This window comes from Nostoc sp. 2RC, from assembly GCF_014222165.1.
GTDB lineage: Bacteria > Cyanobacteriota > Cyanobacteriia > Cyanobacteriales > Nostocaceae > Nostoc > Nostoc linckia.
Map to the genome: position 1 here is coordinate 1 of NZ_JACKZU010000003.1, position 18,508 is coordinate 18,508.

Consider the following 18,508-nt stretch of genomic DNA (forward strand, 5'->3'; position numbering starts at 1 on the left):
GCTCAAAACCTTGAAATTACGTTAATTTTTGGTCACGCTATGGTTCAAAATTTGGTCATGCGGGGGGTAAAATCACAGTTGTGTACGTCTTTGCCACTTACTCACTTCAGATTGAGCTTGTTCATACTGTTGCAGCGTTTGTTTTTGAGTAACCATAATTGGGATTACAGCTCGACGTAACTTTAACAACTCTTGCTGCATATCCTCAATAGCTAGGTCTAGTAGTTTTTCTGGGTCAACTCCTTGTTGAAGCAGTCGATTTAAGCCAGCTATCCCAAGCCCAACTACAGAGCCAGCAGCGACCATAGGAGCCATACCAACAGCAAAGGCAGTTCCCCCTGTGGCAACTCCCACACCACCAATGGCAGCAGAAATACCACCCCCAACAGACGCTCCAATTGCTGCTGCACCAACAGATGAAGTATCCCCCAGTGTGATTAGTCTTATAGCTTCATACAAGGCAAGACCAGTTAAAGCACCTGTAGCAGTCAAAGGAACAGCACCAACGCTCAAGCCAGTACCCTTTGCAAGTATCCCTATTTTGCCAAGGGATGCACCTGCTACGCCTCCTAGTACCGCTAATGCTACAGCGTCTTCATAGTTATCTGTGCTGATTTCGCTCTTAGAATAGTTAAGTTCTGCCTTGACGAGTCGCTTAATTCGACCAAACAGTTGTCCCATAGCACTGTATTTCCTTATACTGGTTGTGCATTTGGAAAGTAGTCTGCACCGTCTCAGCTTAAACTAAGTAAATTTTTTCTACTTCGTAGGAATCAATGAAAACTTCCTTACTCTTCTTAAATTTTGTATAAAGTTTGGTTTACTTATACTAATTAGCACAAGTAACAAATAACTGAAAGCAATTTAAAAAAAAAGCTGCCAATGACATTGATTAATCCTTTTGAGTTGCCTTCCGTTCAGTTATGTGAATTGAAAAATCTTCCTAGTTGTACTGCTATTTACTTTGCAATAGATTCAGATAATCGGCTTCTCTACATAGGACAAGCTACTAATTTAGCAGCCAGATGGAAAAATCATCATCGTCAATATCAATTAGAAGAGATTGATAAAAAATATCCTGTAAAGATAGCTTGGATAGCTTGGAATGATTCAGGATTAGCAGAGGCAGAAAAATATTTAATTAAAAAGTTTCATCCTTTACTAAACGGAACAGAAGTTGAATCTTCTCGGATTATTCCTTCAGAGCAAATTTTTAGAGAATTTTTAAAGAGTTTATCTAGACGTTTAATTATTACTGGTATCCAATATAAAAGCAACGATGAACTAACAAATGTTTATTTAAAATATGACTGGACAGACTGTTCACCAAAAGGAACAGCAGCAAGGATTAAAAATTTTATACAAGAGAATAAGGATAAAAATACCAGTCTAAAATTTCAGTGGAATAGATACGGAAGAATATTTGGGGAAGTTGTTCGTCCAGGTAGTAGAGCGCAAAAAGTAAATGCTCGAAAAAATCTTTCATACAATAATTATTGGCAAGTCGCTTGTAATGGAGTTCTTATTCATATCACTCCTACTCATTACTATAAAAATTTAAAATTGAGTACGGATACTAAAGAGCTTGCTGGAATTAAGTTACGAGCGCTCACTAAAGTTGGTTTAGCCGAAATGAGCAGCAAATATTCTCATGATTTTTTGGGTATATGTTTTTATGAAAAAGATCCTATTCCATTACTTTGGATTAATAAATAACTAGACCAAACTCAATTTTAATTACAATCATTAGGGCATAGCTACGATATATAGTTAGCAGTAAACCTATTTAGAATCTCGTAGAATCGCCAATTAAGATTGCTTCCACCTCTGCCAATATCTCATTGGAGAGGTGGAAATTTACTGTTGAATGCTTTTTATACCTTTATGAAGGTACCCCAGTTACTTCAGAAGCAGCCTCTGCTTCTACATCTGGTTTAGGCTCCTTGGGCTTTTTCTCGAAAATTTGCAGCCCCGCATCAACTACTTCAAACCCATTTTCTGTCATGTTAGGGCTTGGGCTTATGAGTAGACGACCACCCAAACGCTTGACGTAACCGTTGTGAGGGATTGAACTTAAACACCCAGCAATCTCGCCCTGTTCTGACATAGAAAGTGCCGAAGTTCCGTAGAGCAACACTGTCCCCAAGTTTTAGAGATTCATAAATTTCTTCAAGGGTGGCATCAATAATTTCTTCAACTGCTCCAGTAGGTTTACTCAAACGTTGGGAAACGCGGCGTACCAGTTCCTTTTTATCAACAGACATCTTAGGCGGATTGATACTAACTTTTCTTGGCTTCATATAAACTTCGCACCCTAACTATTATTTAACCCCAAAGGCATTTATAAGGTATTTAGAAGGATTTCTTAAAAAAGGCAAATATAAGGTAAACCAATGGCATGGAAATGGCATAGCAATGGCAGATGTAAGGATTTACTGCTGCCTCAAATTAAATTTTTGAAAAATTTGGTCATTTTGCCAAAAATAAGGTTTCGCAATGGCATTTTAATGGCATTTATAAGGTAAATCAAAGGTAAATCTAAGGATGTGTACCCCAAAAGCCTCATAAGCGACCCTGATTTATCCGCCCATTTTTCCTGACCCAAACTCTCGCACAGTACGCAAAAAAGTTTTGACGGCGATGTTGCAAGCGTACTTCAAAGAATTGCTCAATCGAGTAACTGCTTGAGCAAGTAAATCTGTAATTCCAACTGTGAGACACAGGAAATCACAGCAGTCCTTAAAGTGTTTTTGTCAGCACCCTGACTCTTGAGAACAAAAGGCCACCAGCACATCCTTAAAGTGTTGAGAACAATTTTAGTCAGACCTCTGCCCGACATAGTACGCTCACGCTCTCGTAAAAATTGCAGTAGCTGACCATCGCTACTGTCATGACTACGCTTAATCGAAAGCACTTCCAGATTAGGTTGCTCCATATTCTGTATTCCTACCAAATTAAAGTAGATTATTAGTAAGCCATTGTTTTAATTAATACTAGAAATTTTCCGATGTCAAAATCCCCCGTAAACACCCCGTAATCACCCCTTTAATATACCAAACGACTGTCAAACCACAGTCAAAAGACAGTCAAATCTCCCCAACCCTACGACTGTCAAACGACTGTCATTTTCCCCTCTAAAGGGTGAGTTGAGGGGATTTTCGCACCAGGGATTGTGAAGGATTTCTACCCCAAAAGTGGATTTAGGGCTGGGGTATAATGTATACCATACTCACTATGGTTTCATGCCCTGCGGGTGGCTGCGCCATCCTTCGCTGCGCTCGTGACACGAAACCGCCGTTCGCCCTGCGGGGTTTTGAGTAGTACAAAGTGCTGCGTTTGTAGTATAAATCCTCTATGTCGCCCCTGACGATTCTCAGGATTGAGAAACTCAAAACATTTGGTAATGTCGCCGGCAGTGATGACCATGTGTTAAGGAACAGAGAAACACCCAATGCAGATCCAACTAAAGAGAATGTGCGATTAATTGGGGAAGAAGACTCACGCTCTTTAGAGGAGATAGTCAAAGAGAAAATCTCCACCCTCAAGCATCGCCCACGAAAGGATGCGGTGTTATGTACTGAAATGTTTTTAAGTGCCAGTCCTGAGTATTTTCGTCCCGATAATCCATCAGCTTCTGGGCAGTGGTCTGATTCACTGATGCAGCAATGGGCGATCGCATCTCGTGACTGGCTAGCTCAAAACTATGGGTCAAAATGTGTGAGAGCTGAACTCCACCTAGATGAAAGTACCCCACATATCCACGCCTACATCGTGCCATTGAACGATAAAACTGGTCGGCTTAGTCATGATGCGATGTTTGGCGGCAGAGGTGGACAGGGAAGAATCAAGTTATCCAAACTCCAAGACAGCTATGCTCTAGCATTAGCACCACTGGGCATAGAACGGGGGGTTAAGGGCAGTAAGGCAACCCACACCAAGGTAAAGGAGTATTACCAAGCGGTTAATAGTGAACCACTCACCGCCGTCTTGTCGAATAACCAATTAGCGCCAACGCCATTTGAATCAGCTAGTAGTTATGTAGCCAGGATTCAGTCAGATGAACAGTTCCAAGCAATTAACCACCAACTGGCTGACCGTAAGTTCATGCAACAGCGATTAGAACGGGCAGAGCAACGGGCTAGAGCCAGCGAAAAGGAGCGGCAGCAACTAGAAAAACGGGTACGCGAGCTTGAGTTAAAGACTCAACTTCTGCGCGACTTACCCCTGGAGGATGTTGCCTGGGAGTTGGGGCTACATCATGATCTAGATCGGTGGAAAGGTCACGGTCACATCATTAATATAGATGGCTCCAAGTTTTACGACTTTGCGCCAGAACACTCCAAAGGCGGTGGCGGTGCGATTGATTTGGTGATGCACGTTAACTCTTGCAATTTCCGGCAGGCTCTTGTCTGGTTGCATGAGCGTTTCGGTGAAGCTGGAGCAGAACGAGCAGCTCTAGCTCACGCTCGTCAAGTGACTACTGAGATTATCCAGTCAGAACCTCGTCCCCAGTTCCAGCTAAGAGTTGAGGACAAAACCCAATGGCCAGCAGTTTCTAACTACCTTACCCAGAAACGTGGCTTACCCCAAGATTTTGTGCAACTTCTACACAGCACTGGACTGGTTTATGCTGATGACCAACAAAACGCTGTGTTTGTGATGCGGAATCTAGACGGACAACCAAGCGGTGCATTCCTGCGTGGAACAAGGGGTGAGAACAACAGTTTCAAGGGTTATGAGAAAGGGACTCAACGTGGTAATAGCTGGTTTCACTTCTACTTGGGTGGACAGCCTACTGATCCACCAGAGAAATTGGTGCTTTTGAAGTCGCCCATTGATGCCATATCCTTCGCTATGCTGGAGTATCAGGTTAATGGTGCGCCAACGACTAGAACGCTCTTTCTGGCGGTAGATAACCCCAACAGCTTACCAGTGGAGCAATGGCGGAATATTCCTCTTGTACAAGTGGCTTTTGACCCAGACAATGCTGGCGATGCAGCTGCACGGGCTGTATTGGAACTACTGCCACAGTCCAAAAGGCTAAAGCCCAAAGCCAGAGATTGGAATCAGCAGCTTCTTGATTATCAAAAGCAGTTATTTCAACAGCCAAACCAAGAAGAAGGCTTAAGCCTTTGATAGCGTTCTTGTAGTGCTAATGTAGTCTTTTAGTAGTAATTTTTGCTGTCTGTTTTTTTCTTTCTCGATTTTGACTCAAAAAATCTGTCAAAACTTTTTTGCGTACTGTGCGAGACTTCAATTTTTTTCAACTGACATGAAATTAACGTCACTCCAACATGGAACTACCATAGATTTACCAAGGATTTGACATAAGGAAACTGCGGTCAGGCGTTGGCATTCCCATGAATTGAACATGGATCTGACTAGTATTTAACATAAATCCACCAAGGATTTACCATAGATTTCACATGAAACTGACATAGCACACTGAGGTGTTTTATTACGCTAAAAAACACATACTTAAAGACTCTTGAGAAATTGTTCTATGAGTCAGCCCATATCAGCAGTAGAGCGAGGTAGTTCCTGACAAAGAGCGAGAATATGACTCTCTAGCTAACAGTCTCTATCACTGCCGTTCAAAGATGAATAATATTGAGGCTGGGGAGTTGGTCTTTGGGTGGATAGGTTCGATTAACTTGAGTAATCGGTAATTGCGCCGATGAAATTCCTCAATCCATGATTCGACTGTTCTAAAGTACCAAGGAGCCGGGTGAAATTCTTCGTTTCCTATTCCCAGCCAGCTAGTAGAGCGCCATCCATTCTCGTATGGCAATTCACCACAAGCAATGTGAGGGTGCAGTGTTTGAATAATTATTTTGCCGTTGGGCTGTAACAAGCTCTCACCCGCATGGGCTATCTCTGATACGGTACTTTCTCCCAGAATGGAAAAGTTACAGATGAAGCAGTCAAACTGTTTTATGCTGCCAAAGCTCTGTAAGGGCAAATCACGATAGGAACTGACAACAAAGCGCTCATCTCCTTGGCCGAGTGCTGTTTCCACCATTTGGGCAATAGCATCTACTCCCCATCCTTCAAACCCACGCTTCCATAGTTCCCGGCACAACCAACCTTCACCACACCCTATATCTAAGAATGTTCGTGGTTTTAGTTCAACAAAGGCTTCTAATATAGCGTTGTCTGTAACTAGAACACGGCTCTCTAGAAGCTTTTGCTCAACTACGCGCGTCCAAGGGTCGGCATTTATCGCCCATGAACAGAGGATTTGTTGTTCTTTATTGTCCATAGTTCAACTAGTCAAGCCTAATTTTCACCTATCTTTGTGCTGTTTCAAGAGCCTTAAGTTTGGTTATGGGCTTTGAGCGCGTTGATTCTTGAACGTTCTTCTAGTGTTAATAAATTCCAAACAGCCGATTTCAACTCAACAGTCCATTCTTCTGTCAGCGTGGCAATCATCTCCCAAGACTGATCCGCAATACACCCTCTAATCAATTCCACATTGCCGAGTAGTTCCTCCTCACTGGTTAATCTCAAGGTGGAACAGGGGGTGGAACAGGGGGTGGAACGGGAGGTGGAACAGGTTTCTATTGCTTGTGGTGACTGGGTTTGAAGCTCGCCTACAGGTTGTTCCACCCCCTGTCCCTCTAAACTTTTTTGATTTTTTTCTAACGCTGTTGTTTCTTGTGCGGTTACTTCTGGCGCTGTTGTTTGGTGCAGTATCCCTTGAGCAGTTTCATTAGTGCTATCAAAATTTGGAAAAGTTTGGGGGGAATTGGTGGAACAGGTGGAACACTCTGGCTGTAAGTCTGGTGTAATCAGGGTTTGAGGGTGTTCCACCTCCTGTTCCACCCCCCGTTCCACCTCTTGTTCCACCTCTTGTTGGGGTCGAAGCCAGGGACGAATTAACCGACCGTTTACCCGTTTGCGATCGCCCCTTGTCCAGCCGTGAGAACGTAAAATAGCAGCGACTCGGTTTTGTTCGGCTTTAGTTTGCTTGGCTAACTCAATTTTGAGAACATCACTCAGTATTTCTCCCACAGATACTTCCTTGTGTAACTCAGCCCAAGCCATTACCGCCGATTCCCATGTGTCAGTGCTTTGGTATTGTTTATTGGCTGCGTCTAACCATTCATCTTCGGTGTCGGTCAGTCGCCATTGTTCACCATTGCGGTAGGCTGACACAGCCGTTGCCCAAATTAAATCCCGTTCTTGCTTGAGTAGGTCAATGGGTATTTTCTTGAATAAAACCTTAATTACCCAAAAGCGACGCTCACCTGTGGGGTCATAGAGAAATTCATCTAAATTGGTAGTTCCCACTAAGATTGATGGACGGGGGAAATCCTCAATATCAGTACCATAAGGGCGACGCATTGAGTCTTTCTTTCTCGACAGAAACGCTTTGAGTTGGGAGACATCCTTTTTCTTGTAGGCGTTCTCAAACTCAGCATATTCTAAAATCCAATACTGGCTAATTTTTAAAATCTCGTCTTTCTCTGTGCCGTTGAGGTCATCGGTGAAAAATTCTTCCCCGGCTAAGACTTCCCAGAATGTGGATTTGAGGGATTTCTGTTTACCTTGGAGGATGGTAATTTCATCGTGTTTACATCCTGGCTCAAATGCCCTGGCGACGGCGGCGATTAAAGTCCGTTTCATCAGTGCGGCGTGTAATGGGTCAGTAGTGCCGAAGTAACGTTCGGCTAATTTATCTAACAAACTGACATCTACGTTGGGGTAACGCTGGGCTACTGATTCTAAATACTCAACTACTGGATTGTATGGGTTGGCTAGAGCTAGTTCTAAGACAATGCCTTTAGCTTGTTCCTTGCTGATATCGATATGAACATGAATTGCCACTTTTAAATCAATCCGGTCAAGTGGTAGTCTTTGCCCGTCTAACTCAACTTGCTTTTTGAGGATATTCCAGCGTAGGCGACCTCCCCAGACGGCACGGATAGCATTCAATTTTTGCTCCAGTTTACTTTCGGTGGGCCTATCCCGTTGGGCTTCAAGTTCCAGGGTTTTATTGAGCGCATCAACGACGACTCGTCTATCCTCGATGGCTTGTAGGATATCATCAGCTGTTGCCCCATCTTGTACCCAGTCTTTAATATCTAATCCGCCATGTTTGGGTAAGTGTGTCCAGTAAAAATCATTGGGTGGGGCATACAACCACTTAGCATCTGGGAAGTCTTTGTTAATATCCTCCATGTGCTTTAGCCCTGGTTCGTCACGGTCGGGACAAAGAACTAGGTTAGCACCAACTAAAGAATCTTGGTAGTTACCATAAGCGCGATACTTACCAGCACCGCCGATTGTGGTGGTGGCAGGTATGTCCATTGCCCAGAGAATATCGGCTATTTCCTCACCTTCGACCATAAATATAGGTCTACCAGCAGCGATCGCTTGCCTTACTTCGGCATAACGATAAATGGTGATTTGTTGCTGGTAGGAACGTTTTAATTCTGCTGTCAAGTCTTTGGCTCTATGCCAATGTGTACCTTGCCAATATTCCTGAAAGACATCCTTATCTTTGGTCTTCCCTGGACGAATAACAGTTACTTTGATTAAGGGATTACCTGCTGTGTCGGTGTAAATATATTCTTTCTTGCCTTGGGGACGGGGCGATTTTTTGGCTGTGGCTGGTGCGTAGTATGGTTTGCCGTTGCGGTCAGTTTTAGATGTCCTCTCCCACCCAGTAGCGGGTTCGGCATCTCGGTTACAGACTGTTAGTTCCCCAATGGAGTAGCACCAGTCCGGTTTAGAGCAGTGGGGGCAAGGGTTAGTTTTGGTAACTTCTACTGGTTTATTGTTTGTGGCTGAGTCATTAAATACTTGTAGCGACATTTTCCTAATCCTCCATTAAATGTGGTTTTGGAGGAATTGGAGCTATCCTGTGGCAGTAATCTTTTATACAAGCATTCAGCAATCTAATTTCATCAAATTCCTGAGTTGGTCTTTCTATTTTGGTTGCCGATGTTACAATGGCTTAATAGTCCAAAAAAGTAAGATAAAATTACTGGTAGGGATATTAATTAGGCTTTCCACCCAATCCCCAATTCCAATTGAATAGAAATCAGAAAGCCCCGTTGTCTCTTCGAGACGTGGGGTTTTCACTATTTATTCTCTTCGTACTTGGCTAACCAAGCCCTAACCAACTCGGTTACTTCCTCCTGTTGAATAACAAATGCTGTACCTTTTCTCCTGAGAGCTAGAAGTCTTATACTTCCCATCTCAGAATAAAGATGTGGGTTGTGGTCTTCTGCTGCCTTGGTAGGACTCCACAAGACCAAAACTTTTGCTGTCGGTGTTTTTGTTACCTCTTTTGAGGTCATTCCGAACAAAGCTCTATTTTTAGTGACCCATCTCTCATAATCCGATAGCTCAACTAATGGGCAGGGTTTCCAGGTAGTTAAACCATTCTTACCTTTCTTTTTTACCTGTAGAATTTCCCTTTTTTCGTTGTAGACAACCTCACTATCTCCCCGCGAACGAATAGAGATGATCAGGTGTGCCTTTTTGGGAAACCTGATAAACAAGTCAATAGGATTTTGTTCTTCTACCTTCAGCACCGGAAAGACTTGTATACCTTCGCTTTTAAACTCTTGTAAAAGTAGAGTTATTAATTTTTCCAGTCGTGCAAGTTTTTCAACTCGGATCAACGGCTTGTAAGCCAACGCAAAAAGAACCCAGCCTAACGGATGAACCATGCCGCCCGATGCCAGTGCAGCACCACTAGCAACTAGAGCAACAGTGGACTCATAGTCTTTCCCCTCCCTAATTCTTTCTAGCGCCGCTTCGTTGTGCGGTGGGAGTTGAAAATCGGTTGGTGGGTCTTTCACAGTAGTCATTGGAGACCTTAAAGATTAATAACGTGAAATAGCACGAACTGTAGCAATTCTAATGCTTGACACTGCATTTTTGAACTAATAGCCATCTATTAGATTCTTTATTCAGTGCTGGCAGTAGGTTTTTCTGGTTTGGTGTCATCGCTCATTCCTCTGCTTTTTCTGGCTTCTGAGATTTTGATTTTTTTGTGCGTCTGGCCGCGATCGCTTCACCAAGCAGAATAGCTGCCATTTGGCTTTTAGTCCTCATCTCTTCATTAGCAATCTGCTCTAGCGCCTCCCAAGTTTCATCTGGAATAATTGCATTTAACTTTTTGCTCATTAAGTCAGAACTCGTTTGCTCACCTGACATCATGATATGCTCTCTTGTCCGATCGCATACGATCTTATCATTTTCAACCACATCATGATGTGATATGATGTGGTTGTTAGCCAAAAACAGTCACCCTACAAAGGCAACAGAAGCCAGAAAGTGAAGTTAAGGCGAACCTCTAACTGGATATCTGGATTTGTCTAGATTTGCCTAAAAATCAATGCCAAGCCAGAAAAAACAAGACTTTTACCAAACAACAGAACAATGACTTCCGTTATCTTGAATGCCAAAAATTGGCTTGTTCAAGCAGACTTGCTTGCCAATTCCGGGCTAACTGACCTCAACGCGGGTAAAGACCCTGGTGCAGGGTATGGGAAGGCAATCATAGGTGATTTTTGCATCATGATGCCTGCCGCCTACTCAGTAGTTCGCAACCGTAACATCCACCTTCACGAAACAATTTCAAAAGATGGCTGCTGGGTTCGTTATATACAAGGGTCACGCCTGGACTTAAAAGATGTTCAATTTTTTTGGGGAACTGCGGCGATCGCAAAACTTGACCATACCCTACTACATGACGACAAAGCCAAAAAAGCAGAACTGGCATTAGAAAGCATCCTTGCAGACTTAGCAGTTCTCAATATCCCCGACGGTATGAAACTTTCAATCAGCTTGAGTAACCACAACCCAGAACGCTGGTCTTCTGAAATTAAACGCAGAGTGCAAGGTACTCATACCTTCCAGCACAAACACCCCGTAACCCGTGAGATTGTCACCAAGACGGTTGAAATTGTAGTCACAGGCATTTATCCAGAAGGCTATGGGAGCATCGCCTACTGCTTATTTGGGGAAGCCTCATTAGCGCTAGAAGAATCAGAGATTGCTATCGCCCTTGATATCGGTTCATCGACTTGGCTAGGCACAGTTTTTAATGGCAACGGTGCAGTTATAGACCAACATTTGATTGAGGGTGGATGTGGGCAACTGCATTCGATGATTGCAGAAGCTCTCGACAAACGAAACGACCCAATAAGCTTGATTACTAAGGACGTAAAACACTCACCCACATTAGTTAATCAAGGGATTTTAGAAGGCACTTTTACATACGGAGGTAATCACCTAACAGGCAAGAATTTTGAAATTGAATATGCCCAATGTTTGGATGAATGGTGGTCGAATCGCATTGAAAAATTCGCTAACTTTGTTACTTCTGGCAACTATTTAGACCGTGCAAAATACTTGGTTGCTTGGGGCGGTGGTGTCTCTCTGCCAGTAGTGGATCAAAATCTTGCTGAATTGGGATTTGTGGTTTTAGAAAATCCCCAATTCATCAATGCTTTTGGCTTAAAGCTATTAACAGAAATATCCACAGGAGCTTAATTAATGAACTACGAATCTCGGCGTATAACCATCTCATACTTAGCGGTTATTGAATTGTGTCAAATGTTCAATATCCCCCAAGATGCGCCAACCCAAGCCCTTAGTGCAGCAGTAGAAAAGCTGATTTTCTCCGGTGGTATTGGTGTACAGACCCCTCCAAAAACTCAGAATTCTCCATCAACACCAACAGCAATTCAACCGAATAAGACCGGACTAGCAAACATGGCTTCTCAGTTTAAGGGAGTGGCTTCATGAATAACCTAAATAGGGTCTACGATTCAACCCTACTAACAAATTCCAAGGTTTATCAGATTGACCGAACACTATATCAATACCTGTACAAAACAGGTACAATCCAGCATCCAAAGTATCACTTTCGCCCTCTGGCTGGACAACGGAAGAAAGCTGATTTATTGCTCAATCACAAAGCTTTAACTACTCGTTGTTATGAAGTGGCAGGGATGAGTACCAATGCGAGTGTCATCAGCCAAGAATCATTGCAATTATCAATATTTTGATGAGGTTCATGATGAGTAATCAACCACTACCAGAATTGATTGCACAAGCCCAACAATTAGTAACCCAAATTCGGCAGCATCCACAATATCAACGCTTGCAATTTGATTGTGATGTAACCCTTGGGGACGTAAGCCAATTTTTCAATACTCTGCAATGGTCAGCCGCAGATTCAACTGTGGATGTTTCAAGAGAAGGCTTTTTTCAGTGATGGGAGAGCGATTGCCCAGCCGACCAAAGCAAGCAATCGCCCTACCAATGTGTCTACCGCCGCATAACGATAAACGACATAAGGATTGTAGCAAGATGACGAAACCATTAGGCTATTACTGCGCTCTAACACCTGGAGATGGCAGTTATTTAGATTGGCTTCAAGATACTTATGGTTCCTGTCTTGAAGGGATTAATCGCATTGAAAAACTGCATTTTTTGAAAGCAATAACTGAAAACTTAATCGCTGCTGAAATTGCTACACAGGGACAATATTTACTGTCAGAATCAGCCCAAACAATTCAAAAACTTCAAGAGGATTTGTACCAGTACACTCCCATAGGCGACCACTTGGGATTAGCAGAAGCAATCATCAATCAATTGAAACATCAGAAATGAAGTACCAAAAACAAGCCATGCTAGGGCTATTGGGATTGGGTTTGATTGCTTCACCTCTGTTCATCAAATTGCCGCAGCAGTTCTACACTTTTTCGGCTGTGTCGAACTTAGAAGCAAGAGAATCTCTTGAACGTTCACGCATCCAACAACGTAAATTAACTAGCGACAAATTGAATGAAACTGGTATTTTACCGACCAGTTTAAAACTCAGAATCAGAGGCTATTTAGACAACCCAAAACGCAACCCCAGACCTGATACCAGCTATTACCAGGAGGATGAGCAAGTTTATGTTTATGACTCTTCTGGTCGTTGCATAGGGCAGATAGCAGAACGCCGTTGGCTTTGGAAGTATCACTACAAAAATGTCTGCAAATTATCCCCTCAAATGGAGTCAAGTAAATCATGAAAAGTGCAGAATATAAGCCACCCTCTGATTCACACTCGACAACTGCAACTTCCCCAAAAACCAGCAATAAAAGAGTTACTAATTACGCAGAAATCCTAGCGCAATGGATTGTTGATATCATTGCCCTGCCCGTCACCTTCATTACCCATATCTTTGTCCAGTTCGTCACCCCTGGTTCATCCGGTACAAAAATACTCGGTGCAATGGGTTTCTTTCTTGGCACACTTCTGAGTGCTGATGGAATTTGGCAGACACTCTTTCAAGGAATCCCGATGTTCGCGTGGTTTGAAAAAACTTGGATTGGCTGGTTTGGATGGTTAACGCTCCCGTTTAATCTATTTTTCTGGCTGGCATTGGGAATTTCGGCTTTAGTTCAAGTGATGGAAGCCCGGAGTTTACGGGGTAAACGCCCAGACCAAGCCAGAAGTGAGTTTGAGGAATCGAAACAGTACACCCTTGGCAGTAAACCCACCGGGAATATTGACCTGACTACCGCCCTGTGGCGTGATTACAAAGTGGCTGGCATGAAAGAACGTCATGCTGGAGGTGCAATCGCACTGTTCTTTTGGATATTCGATTTAACCACAACCTTTGTAGGTCGTAACCCATTTGCCTACACCGACCCTGGACAAATTTTGGGGTGTTTGGCTTACAACTTCACCACCATGATGGCAGGGGAGATTGGGTACACAATTTGGCGACTAACTAAATAAGTAAGCAATTCATAGCCCTCTGCCTGCAAGGGTAGAGGGCTTTTAGTAGGAGGATAAATTATGGAATTTTCACCCGATATTCATCAACCAGTACCGCAACTCGCTACAAAGGAAACTGCCCCACTGAGGGCTGACTATCCTTGCATTGAACACCTGGAAGCGGGTAACATCGCCCCTTGGCTAGTAGAAAGGCTGGATCAATTGTTGGTTCGTGCCAAGACTGAAAGGGCAGGAATGAACCTAGCCAAATGCGTTACTTTAGCAACCGCATCAATCGGGGTGGTTTGCTATGCCACCTCTCCACTGGCCCCCATCGGTGCGCTAGTTGCAGGACTGGGTTACGCTTGGTCAGTAGTGCAAGATATGACCGATTCCCACTGCTTTGCGCCTATTCCGTTTGTGCGGGGTAACTTCCTCGAATTCCTTTCAGCAATGGGCGACAGCGAAGCGAGAGCCGAATGGTTCGCTGGCTCGAATGAAATTGTGGATTTGATGAACCACCTTGCACCCACAGAGCGTAGTGAGTTTGTGATGCTGCGGCAGTACACCAGCACCTTAACCGATTTTTTAACGGGCGTAGAAGCAGGCAAGCGGTTCTATGCTTACAGGTGGTTGCTGGACAACTTCACCACTTACAGAGGTGCGTTTCCGACTGTTGAGCAGTTGTGCAAACATCTGGCTCAGGTAGCCCCTGACCCTAGAATTAACCATGCACAAGTGACTCTAATTCAGCAACAATCCCAACAGCCACAACCACAGCTACCTTCACCAAAATTTACTGAACTGCCACAACCAAAGTTTATAGAGTTACCCAGTTCCCCACACTCTGAATCTGCTGCACATCCCAAAGCCCAGACAATAGCACCAGACATTCACACATTGTTGACCCTACCACTACACCACAGGGCGATCGCAATTATCGACGCATTAACCAACAGTGGTTTTGATATCGCCAAGTGCATTCGTGACCAAATCACCGTAATTGCAGGTAATCAGCGAGGTGGTAAGGGTACTCTCATGGCGATTTTAGCCATCCTTAGTAAAGCACTTGAGCCAAACACTAAGATTCACTACTTCACTGCTGGGGATGACGTGTACCCGTTTGCCTGCCATCGCCTAGTGTGCAGACTTAATTACCCACATTTGGAGGGTGCAAAGGCTGATGCTATTGTTGCCAGCGATTTGTACCAATATTTAAGGGAGATGGACAACGCCACCCAAAATAGTTACACAGATATTATTTTGGTGATTGATGAAGCTGTGGCGTTGTCTGATTACCTCAGCGATGAGCAGAAGCAGTGGATCATTCGCTTCCTGTTCACTCGTGCCAGCAAGAAGGGCGCTCAAATTTTCGTGGTGTTGCACGGTAAAAATCTCACATCCTGGGTAGGGACGAAAAACACCGCAGGTTTTGGCGATACTTTCAAAAGTGGGGCTACTTTTATTGGCTGTGAGGCCACGAGTAAAAAGCTGTCTCCCCTCAAGTCAATCTCACTGGCAACTGGGCGGTACTTCCTGGCTGACCCTGACAGTTTTGATAAGGCGATCGCACAGGGTGAAATTGGTGTCATTCCAGATTGGTTAAAAACTGAGGTTAATCCCCATTCTGGGCAACCAGACCCGGCGCGGACACTGCTTAAATATTTCCCAGAGTTGAGAAGTGATTGCGCTGATATCACCGATTCCATGCCGCCCCAAGAGAAGCCACAGGATGAGTTTTTGAATCAGGCCAGGGCGTGGATTAATGACAATTGGGTGATACCAGATGCGCCACCGCCCACTGTCCCCCCAACAAAGAGCGATACCGACCGATACCAGCCGACTGATAAGGCTTTTGAGCTTTTTGAATCGTCACTTATCGATACCGGAAACGATACCGGAATCGGTGATACCAACCCAGAAACCAGCGATTCTAAGACCCTTGCTGACGATACCCCAAACGATACCGAAACTCGCTACACTCCCGCAAAACTAACTCCATCTCAACTGACTGGCATCGTCAAGCAAATGGCTGATAAGAAGATGTCGCAGACTCAAATTATTCAATCCCTCTGGGGAGTAGAGAAAAACGGTAAGGGCTGGAAGCAAGCTTACACCGAATACAAAGAACTGTTTCCATGAGTCATATCGAACAGTTAATAACTAATACCCCTACTAAAGCTAGGGGTTTCTTGCTTTCGCTCCCGGATTAAGAGGCTGTTTCGACTTTTAAACAGAGACGCAGTTTGCCACATTTAACACTGTTAAGTAGCAGCATTGCATTTTTAGGTAAAAAATTACATAATTATTGAACTTGCTTTTACATGATTTTACGAAGCTTTCAAATCACATTACTTCGGTAGGTCATCGGTTACTCTGTGGAAAAACATAATGTTCCACAAATATGACACCCCGTTCAAACCTGCATGGTCGTGTATTAGAGTACCTGATAACAGAAGTAATAATTAGAACGCATCCAGGAGTAAACCTAACAGTTAGAGCTAACAATGCTCAACTTAGAGATGCCAGCAAGTTAACAGACTTAAATTCATTACTCTTAAATGAACTGACAAGTGCGGCTGATGCACTGCTGCTACTCTGGCTTAATCCTCAGTTTCAGTTGTCCCAGCAACCATCAATCACAGTAGATCGATTGCCAGATCAAAATCAAAATGACGTTACTGACATTCGCCTCACTTCAAAAGCATGGACAGTAAATCTGTCACTCAAACATAACCATACCGCACTCAGGCACCAACGTCCTGGCACAACTCCAGTTCACTGCGGTTACGCTAAAAATGACCCACAGATGCAGCAGTTTAGACAACAATACCGAGCAACCACACAAGAGTTCATGCAATATATTGGGCAGGCAAGGCTTTTTGCAGAATTACCGCCTGCTTTGATTGAACAGCATTTATATACCCCTGTCTGTAATTTGGTGAGTCAATTTATCAATAGCCATGCTTCCACTTGCGCCACTAATTTATTTCAATACCTTGTTGGTGATGTCAATTACTACAAAATTATTGTTGATACCAACGCCCAAACCCTGACTATTCAGCAGTTTGCACAAATCCAAATGCCTACTAATGTGATAGCAACGGTTAACAGACAGTATGTAAATTTGATTTTTGATAATGGATGGGAAATTTCTATGCGCTTACATACCGCATCCAGCCAAATTAAAAACTCTCCCAGTTTGAAATTTGATACTAAAGCACTAAAAAATCCGCTTCCTGCTACGATAATTCCTTATGCTTAAAAGTCCATTACGTTATCCCGGCGGTAAACAAAAGGCAATTCCTCAAATTGCTTACTACCTACCTTCTAAATTTAAGGAGTTCCGCGAACCTTTTGTTGGCGGAGGTTCTGTATTTTTTCATGTTTCACAGAAGTATCACTATATGCCTTGCTGGGTTAATGATCTCAACCCAGAACTGTATTACTTCTGGCATCAGGTCAAAACTAATTTATCAGAGTTAGTTGAGTCAGTCTGGAAAGTAAAAAAACAGACAACAGATGGACGTGCCTTGTTTAAATCTCTCGCTGCCGCAGATACGATTACCATGAGTCCGCTTGAGCGGGCTGTGCGGTTTTTTGTTCTTAACCGGATTACCTTTTCGGGAACGATTGAAAGTGGCGGTTACTCTGGTGCTTCCTTCAAAGGTCGGTTTACAGACTCTTCGATTGAGCGGCTAGCAGCCTTGGATGGTTGTTTTATTAATACCCGTGTGACTAACTTAGATTACAGCACCCTACTTACTGAACCAGGGGATGATGTATTTATCTTTCTAGATCCACCTTATCTCAGCAAGACTCAATCTAAGCTTTATGGTAAGAAAGGTGATCTGCATACCTGTTTTGACCATTCTCGCTTTGCCAAGCTGATGGCGGAATGTTCACATAAATGGTTGATCACTTACGATAATTGTGAACAAGTGCGGCGTAACTTTGCCTTTGCCTACATTTATGAATGGGAGTTGCAATACGGGATGAACAACTACAAACAGGGGAAGGCAGACAAAGGCAAGGAGCTGTTCATCACTAACTATCCTGTTGAATCATACATTTTGCCTACAATTATGGAAGTTGTATAAAAAGTTTAGAACTAGCGGTGATTTAAGTTAGTGGTATATAAAATGCCAGATGGAACAGAAGTAAATCTTCCCAGTGGAAACTATGAAAAAGCTTTGGAAGATATAGAATATTTTGTCAATAAGATAAAGTAATTTTTCTGAATATTCAGTTTTCTTACAAACGGACAAAAGGCTACTTTTTGTCTGAAATCAGATTACTTCCTGGCTTGAGCATCCAAGTAGCCTTTAAATCGCTATGGAGCGATCGCAAGTGAAGGCGGAATTGAATTAATATGCCCTTTGAGAAAGGACAGAACCTGCCAACTCTTTGTCAATGTCAGTAGAGAAGTGACTGGCAAGAACCTTACTAGCAAGACTTGCCATTTCTGCGCTAGTTCTACGTTGACCATAACCTCTAGGGTCTGAAGGTGCTGCCTGAGACAAAACAGATGCAGCAAGCTGCTTTGATGTAGCACTAGAACGTGGATCGTTAAGGATAACAGAAGCTAAAGAAGCCATTTCTGCGCTAGTACGGCGATTTTGGGGCATATAGATTATTTAGTAAATTTGTACCAGTCCAAGATAACAGACTGTATTCAATGCGGCAAGCTGAGGGTGCGATCGCGAATATTTAAGAGATAGGACTTACGCAGCACGCTTCAGAAGCATAAGGAGTGCATCAAGGTTTTTT

Annotated in this window: 21 protein-coding genes; 12 read left to right on the forward strand and 9 right to left on the reverse strand. The window is 43.4% G+C overall.

The annotated features are described in order from the left end of the window. Positions 1–72 precede the first annotated feature (72 nt). Positions 73–681, reverse strand: coding sequence for a PspA/IM30 family protein (locus tag GNE10_RS00850; protein ID WP_260446703.1), 609 nt, complete (start codon positions 679–681; stop codon positions 73–75). A gap of 201 nt (positions 682–882) precedes the next feature. On the opposite strand from GNE10_RS00850, the gene GNE10_RS00855 reads away from it, so the two are divergent. After that, on the forward strand, positions 883–1,716 hold the full coding sequence (locus GNE10_RS00855) for a GIY-YIG nuclease family protein (RefSeq protein ID WP_185563232.1): 834 nt from the start codon (positions 883–885) through the stop codon (positions 1,714–1,716). Between the two features lie 166 nt (positions 1,717–1,882). On the opposite strand, the gene GNE10_RS35660 is transcribed toward GNE10_RS00855, so the two are convergent. The 3 genes from GNE10_RS35660 to GNE10_RS00865 all read right to left on the reverse strand — a co-directional run bounded on the left by GNE10_RS35660 (position 1,883) and on the right by GNE10_RS00865 (position 2,935). After that, complete coding sequence (locus GNE10_RS35660; protein ID WP_017655437.1) at positions 1,883–2,005, reverse strand: hypothetical protein; 123 nt, start codon at positions 2,003–2,005, stop codon at positions 1,883–1,885. A gap of 1 nt (position 2,006) precedes the next feature. Beyond that, on the reverse strand, positions 2,007–2,300 hold the full coding sequence (locus tag GNE10_RS00860; protein ID WP_242056521.1) for an HU family DNA-binding protein: 294 nt from the start codon (positions 2,298–2,300) through the stop codon (positions 2,007–2,009). Between the two features lie 368 nt (positions 2,301–2,668). Next, the gene (locus GNE10_RS00865) at positions 2,669–2,935 is read right to left on the reverse strand and encodes a hypothetical protein (protein WP_017655439.1); all 267 of its coding nucleotides are present in this window, start codon (positions 2,933–2,935) and stop codon (positions 2,669–2,671) included. A gap of 419 nt (positions 2,936–3,354) precedes the next feature. Here GNE10_RS00865 and mobV point away from each other — a divergent pair, with 419 nt between their 5' ends. Next, positions 3,355–5,136 (forward strand): MobV family relaxase, encoded by a 1,782-nt coding sequence (mobV, locus tag GNE10_RS00870; protein ID WP_185563233.1) that lies wholly within the window; start codon positions 3,355–3,357, stop codon positions 5,134–5,136. Between the two features lie 448 nt (positions 5,137–5,584). Here mobV and GNE10_RS00875 read toward each other — a convergent pair whose 3' ends face one another. The 4 genes from GNE10_RS00875 to GNE10_RS00890 form a co-directional block, all read right to left on the reverse strand. Further along, positions 5,585–6,262 carry a bifunctional 2-polyprenyl-6-hydroxyphenol methylase/3-demethylubiquinol 3-O-methyltransferase UbiG gene (locus GNE10_RS00875; RefSeq protein ID WP_185563234.1) on the reverse strand — a complete coding sequence of 226 codons (678 nt, stop codon included), beginning with the start codon at positions 6,260–6,262 and terminating at the stop codon, positions 5,585–5,587. Between the two features lie 53 nt (positions 6,263–6,315). Next, positions 6,316–8,820: a VapE domain-containing protein gene (locus GNE10_RS00880; RefSeq protein ID WP_185563235.1), complete on the reverse strand. Its 2,505-nt coding sequence runs from the start codon at positions 8,818–8,820 to the stop codon at positions 6,316–6,318. A 269-nt stretch (positions 8,821–9,089) separates the two neighbouring features. Further along, positions 9,090–9,824, reverse strand: coding sequence for a hypothetical protein (locus GNE10_RS00885; RefSeq protein ID WP_185563236.1), 735 nt, complete (start codon positions 9,822–9,824; stop codon positions 9,090–9,092). 142 nt (positions 9,825–9,966) lie between these two features. Then, entirely contained in the window at positions 9,967–10,143 is a 177-nt protein-coding gene (locus GNE10_RS00890) for a ribbon-helix-helix domain-containing protein (RefSeq protein WP_260446704.1), read from the reverse strand. A 255-nt stretch (positions 10,144–10,398) separates the two neighbouring features. Here GNE10_RS00890 and GNE10_RS00895 point away from each other — a divergent pair, with 255 nt between their 5' ends. The 10 genes from GNE10_RS00895 to GNE10_RS00940 all read left to right on the forward strand — a co-directional run bounded on the left by GNE10_RS00895 (position 10,399) and on the right by GNE10_RS00940 (position 17,838). Then, positions 10,399–11,514 carry a ParM/StbA family protein gene (locus tag GNE10_RS00895; protein ID WP_185563237.1) on the forward strand — a complete coding sequence of 372 codons (1,116 nt, stop codon included), beginning with the start codon at positions 10,399–10,401 and terminating at the stop codon, positions 11,512–11,514. 3 nt (positions 11,515–11,517) lie between these two features. Next, positions 11,518–11,769 carry a hypothetical protein gene (locus tag GNE10_RS00900; protein ID WP_017655400.1) on the forward strand — a complete coding sequence of 84 codons (252 nt, stop codon included), beginning with the start codon at positions 11,518–11,520 and terminating at the stop codon, positions 11,767–11,769. Next, positions 11,766–12,032 carry a hypothetical protein gene (locus tag GNE10_RS00905; protein ID WP_185563238.1) on the forward strand — a complete coding sequence of 89 codons (267 nt, stop codon included), beginning with the start codon at positions 11,766–11,768 and terminating at the stop codon, positions 12,030–12,032. The genes GNE10_RS00900 and GNE10_RS00905 overlap by 4 nt, the downstream gene beginning before the upstream one ends. An 8-nt stretch (positions 12,033–12,040) precedes the next feature. Then, positions 12,041–12,241: a hypothetical protein gene (locus GNE10_RS00910; RefSeq protein ID WP_260446705.1), complete on the forward strand. Its 201-nt coding sequence runs from the start codon at positions 12,041–12,043 to the stop codon at positions 12,239–12,241. 95 nt (positions 12,242–12,336) lie between these two features. Then, entirely contained in the window at positions 12,337–12,639 is a 303-nt protein-coding gene (locus GNE10_RS00915) for a hypothetical protein (RefSeq protein WP_185563239.1), read from the forward strand. Further along, a complete protein-coding gene (locus tag GNE10_RS00920; RefSeq protein ID WP_185563240.1) occupies positions 12,636–13,046 on the forward strand; it encodes a hypothetical protein in 411 nt (136 codons plus the stop codon). The genes GNE10_RS00915 and GNE10_RS00920 overlap by 4 nt, the downstream gene beginning before the upstream one ends. Further along, positions 13,043–13,759 (forward strand): hypothetical protein, encoded by a 717-nt coding sequence (locus GNE10_RS00925; protein ID WP_185563241.1) that lies wholly within the window; start codon positions 13,043–13,045, stop codon positions 13,757–13,759. Before GNE10_RS00920 ends, GNE10_RS00925 begins: the two co-directional genes overlap by 4 nt. 60 nt (positions 13,760–13,819) lie before the next feature. Further along, the gene (locus GNE10_RS00930) at positions 13,820–15,880 is read left to right on the forward strand and encodes a hypothetical protein (RefSeq protein WP_185563242.1); all 2,061 of its coding nucleotides are present in this window, start codon (positions 13,820–13,822) and stop codon (positions 15,878–15,880) included. Between the two features lie 262 nt (positions 15,881–16,142). Next, positions 16,143–17,003 (forward strand): HaeIII family restriction endonuclease, encoded by an 861-nt coding sequence (locus GNE10_RS00935; protein ID WP_185563243.1) that lies wholly within the window; start codon positions 16,143–16,145, stop codon positions 17,001–17,003. Then, the gene (locus tag GNE10_RS00940) at positions 16,996–17,838 is read left to right on the forward strand and encodes a DNA adenine methylase (protein ID WP_185563244.1); all 843 of its coding nucleotides are present in this window, start codon (positions 16,996–16,998) and stop codon (positions 17,836–17,838) included. Before GNE10_RS00935 ends, GNE10_RS00940 begins: the two co-directional genes overlap by 8 nt. A gap of 267 nt (positions 17,839–18,105) precedes the next feature. Here the strand turns inward: GNE10_RS00940 and GNE10_RS00945 are convergent, their stop codons facing one another. Next, the gene (locus GNE10_RS00945) at positions 18,106–18,366 is read right to left on the reverse strand and encodes a hypothetical protein (protein ID WP_179052095.1); all 261 of its coding nucleotides are present in this window, start codon (positions 18,364–18,366) and stop codon (positions 18,106–18,108) included. Positions 18,367–18,508 lie beyond the last annotated feature (142 nt).

What these genes read in the sequence shown, in the direction of transcription:
- GNE10_RS00850 (WP_260446703.1), bottom strand. Translation starts at nt 681, where the DNA reads ATGGGACAACTGTTTGGTCGAATTAAGCGACTCGTCAAGGCAGAACTT.
- GNE10_RS00855 (WP_185563232.1), top strand. Translation starts at nt 883, where the DNA reads ATGACATTGATTAATCCTTTTGAGTTGCCTTCCGTTCAGTTATGTGAA.
- GNE10_RS35660 (WP_017655437.1), bottom strand. Translation starts at nt 2,005, where the DNA reads ATGACAGAAAATGGGTTTGAAGTAGTTGATGCGGGGCTGCAAATTTTC.
- GNE10_RS00860 (WP_242056521.1), bottom strand. Translation starts at nt 2,300, where the DNA reads ATGAAGCCAAGAAAAGTTAGTATCAATCCGCCTAAGATGTCTGTTGAT.
- GNE10_RS00865 (WP_017655439.1), bottom strand. Translation starts at nt 2,935, where the DNA reads ATGGAGCAACCTAATCTGGAAGTGCTTTCGATTAAGCGTAGTCATGAC.
- mobV (WP_185563233.1), top strand. Translation starts at nt 3,355, where the DNA reads ATGTCGCCCCTGACGATTCTCAGGATTGAGAAACTCAAAACATTTGGT.
- GNE10_RS00875 (WP_185563234.1), bottom strand. Translation starts at nt 6,262, where the DNA reads ATGGACAATAAAGAACAACAAATCCTCTGTTCATGGGCGATAAATGCC.
- GNE10_RS00880 (WP_185563235.1), bottom strand. Translation starts at nt 8,820, where the DNA reads ATGTCGCTACAAGTATTTAATGACTCAGCCACAAACAATAAACCAGTA.
- GNE10_RS00885 (WP_185563236.1), bottom strand. Translation starts at nt 9,824, where the DNA reads ATGACTACTGTGAAAGACCCACCAACCGATTTTCAACTCCCACCGCAC.
- GNE10_RS00890 (WP_260446704.1), bottom strand. Translation starts at nt 10,143, where the DNA reads ATGAGCAAAAAGTTAAATGCAATTATTCCAGATGAAACTTGGGAGGCG.
- GNE10_RS00895 (WP_185563237.1), top strand. Translation starts at nt 10,399, where the DNA reads ATGACTTCCGTTATCTTGAATGCCAAAAATTGGCTTGTTCAAGCAGAC.
- GNE10_RS00900 (WP_017655400.1), top strand. Translation starts at nt 11,518, where the DNA reads ATGAACTACGAATCTCGGCGTATAACCATCTCATACTTAGCGGTTATT.
- GNE10_RS00905 (WP_185563238.1), top strand. Translation starts at nt 11,766, where the DNA reads ATGAATAACCTAAATAGGGTCTACGATTCAACCCTACTAACAAATTCC.
- GNE10_RS00910 (WP_260446705.1), top strand. Translation starts at nt 12,041, where the DNA reads ATGATGAGTAATCAACCACTACCAGAATTGATTGCACAAGCCCAACAA.
- GNE10_RS00915 (WP_185563239.1), top strand. Translation starts at nt 12,337, where the DNA reads ATGACGAAACCATTAGGCTATTACTGCGCTCTAACACCTGGAGATGGC.
- GNE10_RS00920 (WP_185563240.1), top strand. Translation starts at nt 12,636, where the DNA reads ATGAAGTACCAAAAACAAGCCATGCTAGGGCTATTGGGATTGGGTTTG.
- GNE10_RS00925 (WP_185563241.1), top strand. Translation starts at nt 13,043, where the DNA reads ATGAAAAGTGCAGAATATAAGCCACCCTCTGATTCACACTCGACAACT.
- GNE10_RS00930 (WP_185563242.1), top strand. Translation starts at nt 13,820, where the DNA reads ATGGAATTTTCACCCGATATTCATCAACCAGTACCGCAACTCGCTACA.
- GNE10_RS00935 (WP_185563243.1), top strand. Translation starts at nt 16,143, where the DNA reads ATGACACCCCGTTCAAACCTGCATGGTCGTGTATTAGAGTACCTGATA.
- GNE10_RS00940 (WP_185563244.1), top strand. Translation starts at nt 16,996, where the DNA reads ATGCTTAAAAGTCCATTACGTTATCCCGGCGGTAAACAAAAGGCAATT.
- GNE10_RS00945 (WP_179052095.1), bottom strand. Translation starts at nt 18,366, where the DNA reads ATGCCCCAAAATCGCCGTACTAGCGCAGAAATGGCTTCTTTAGCTTCT.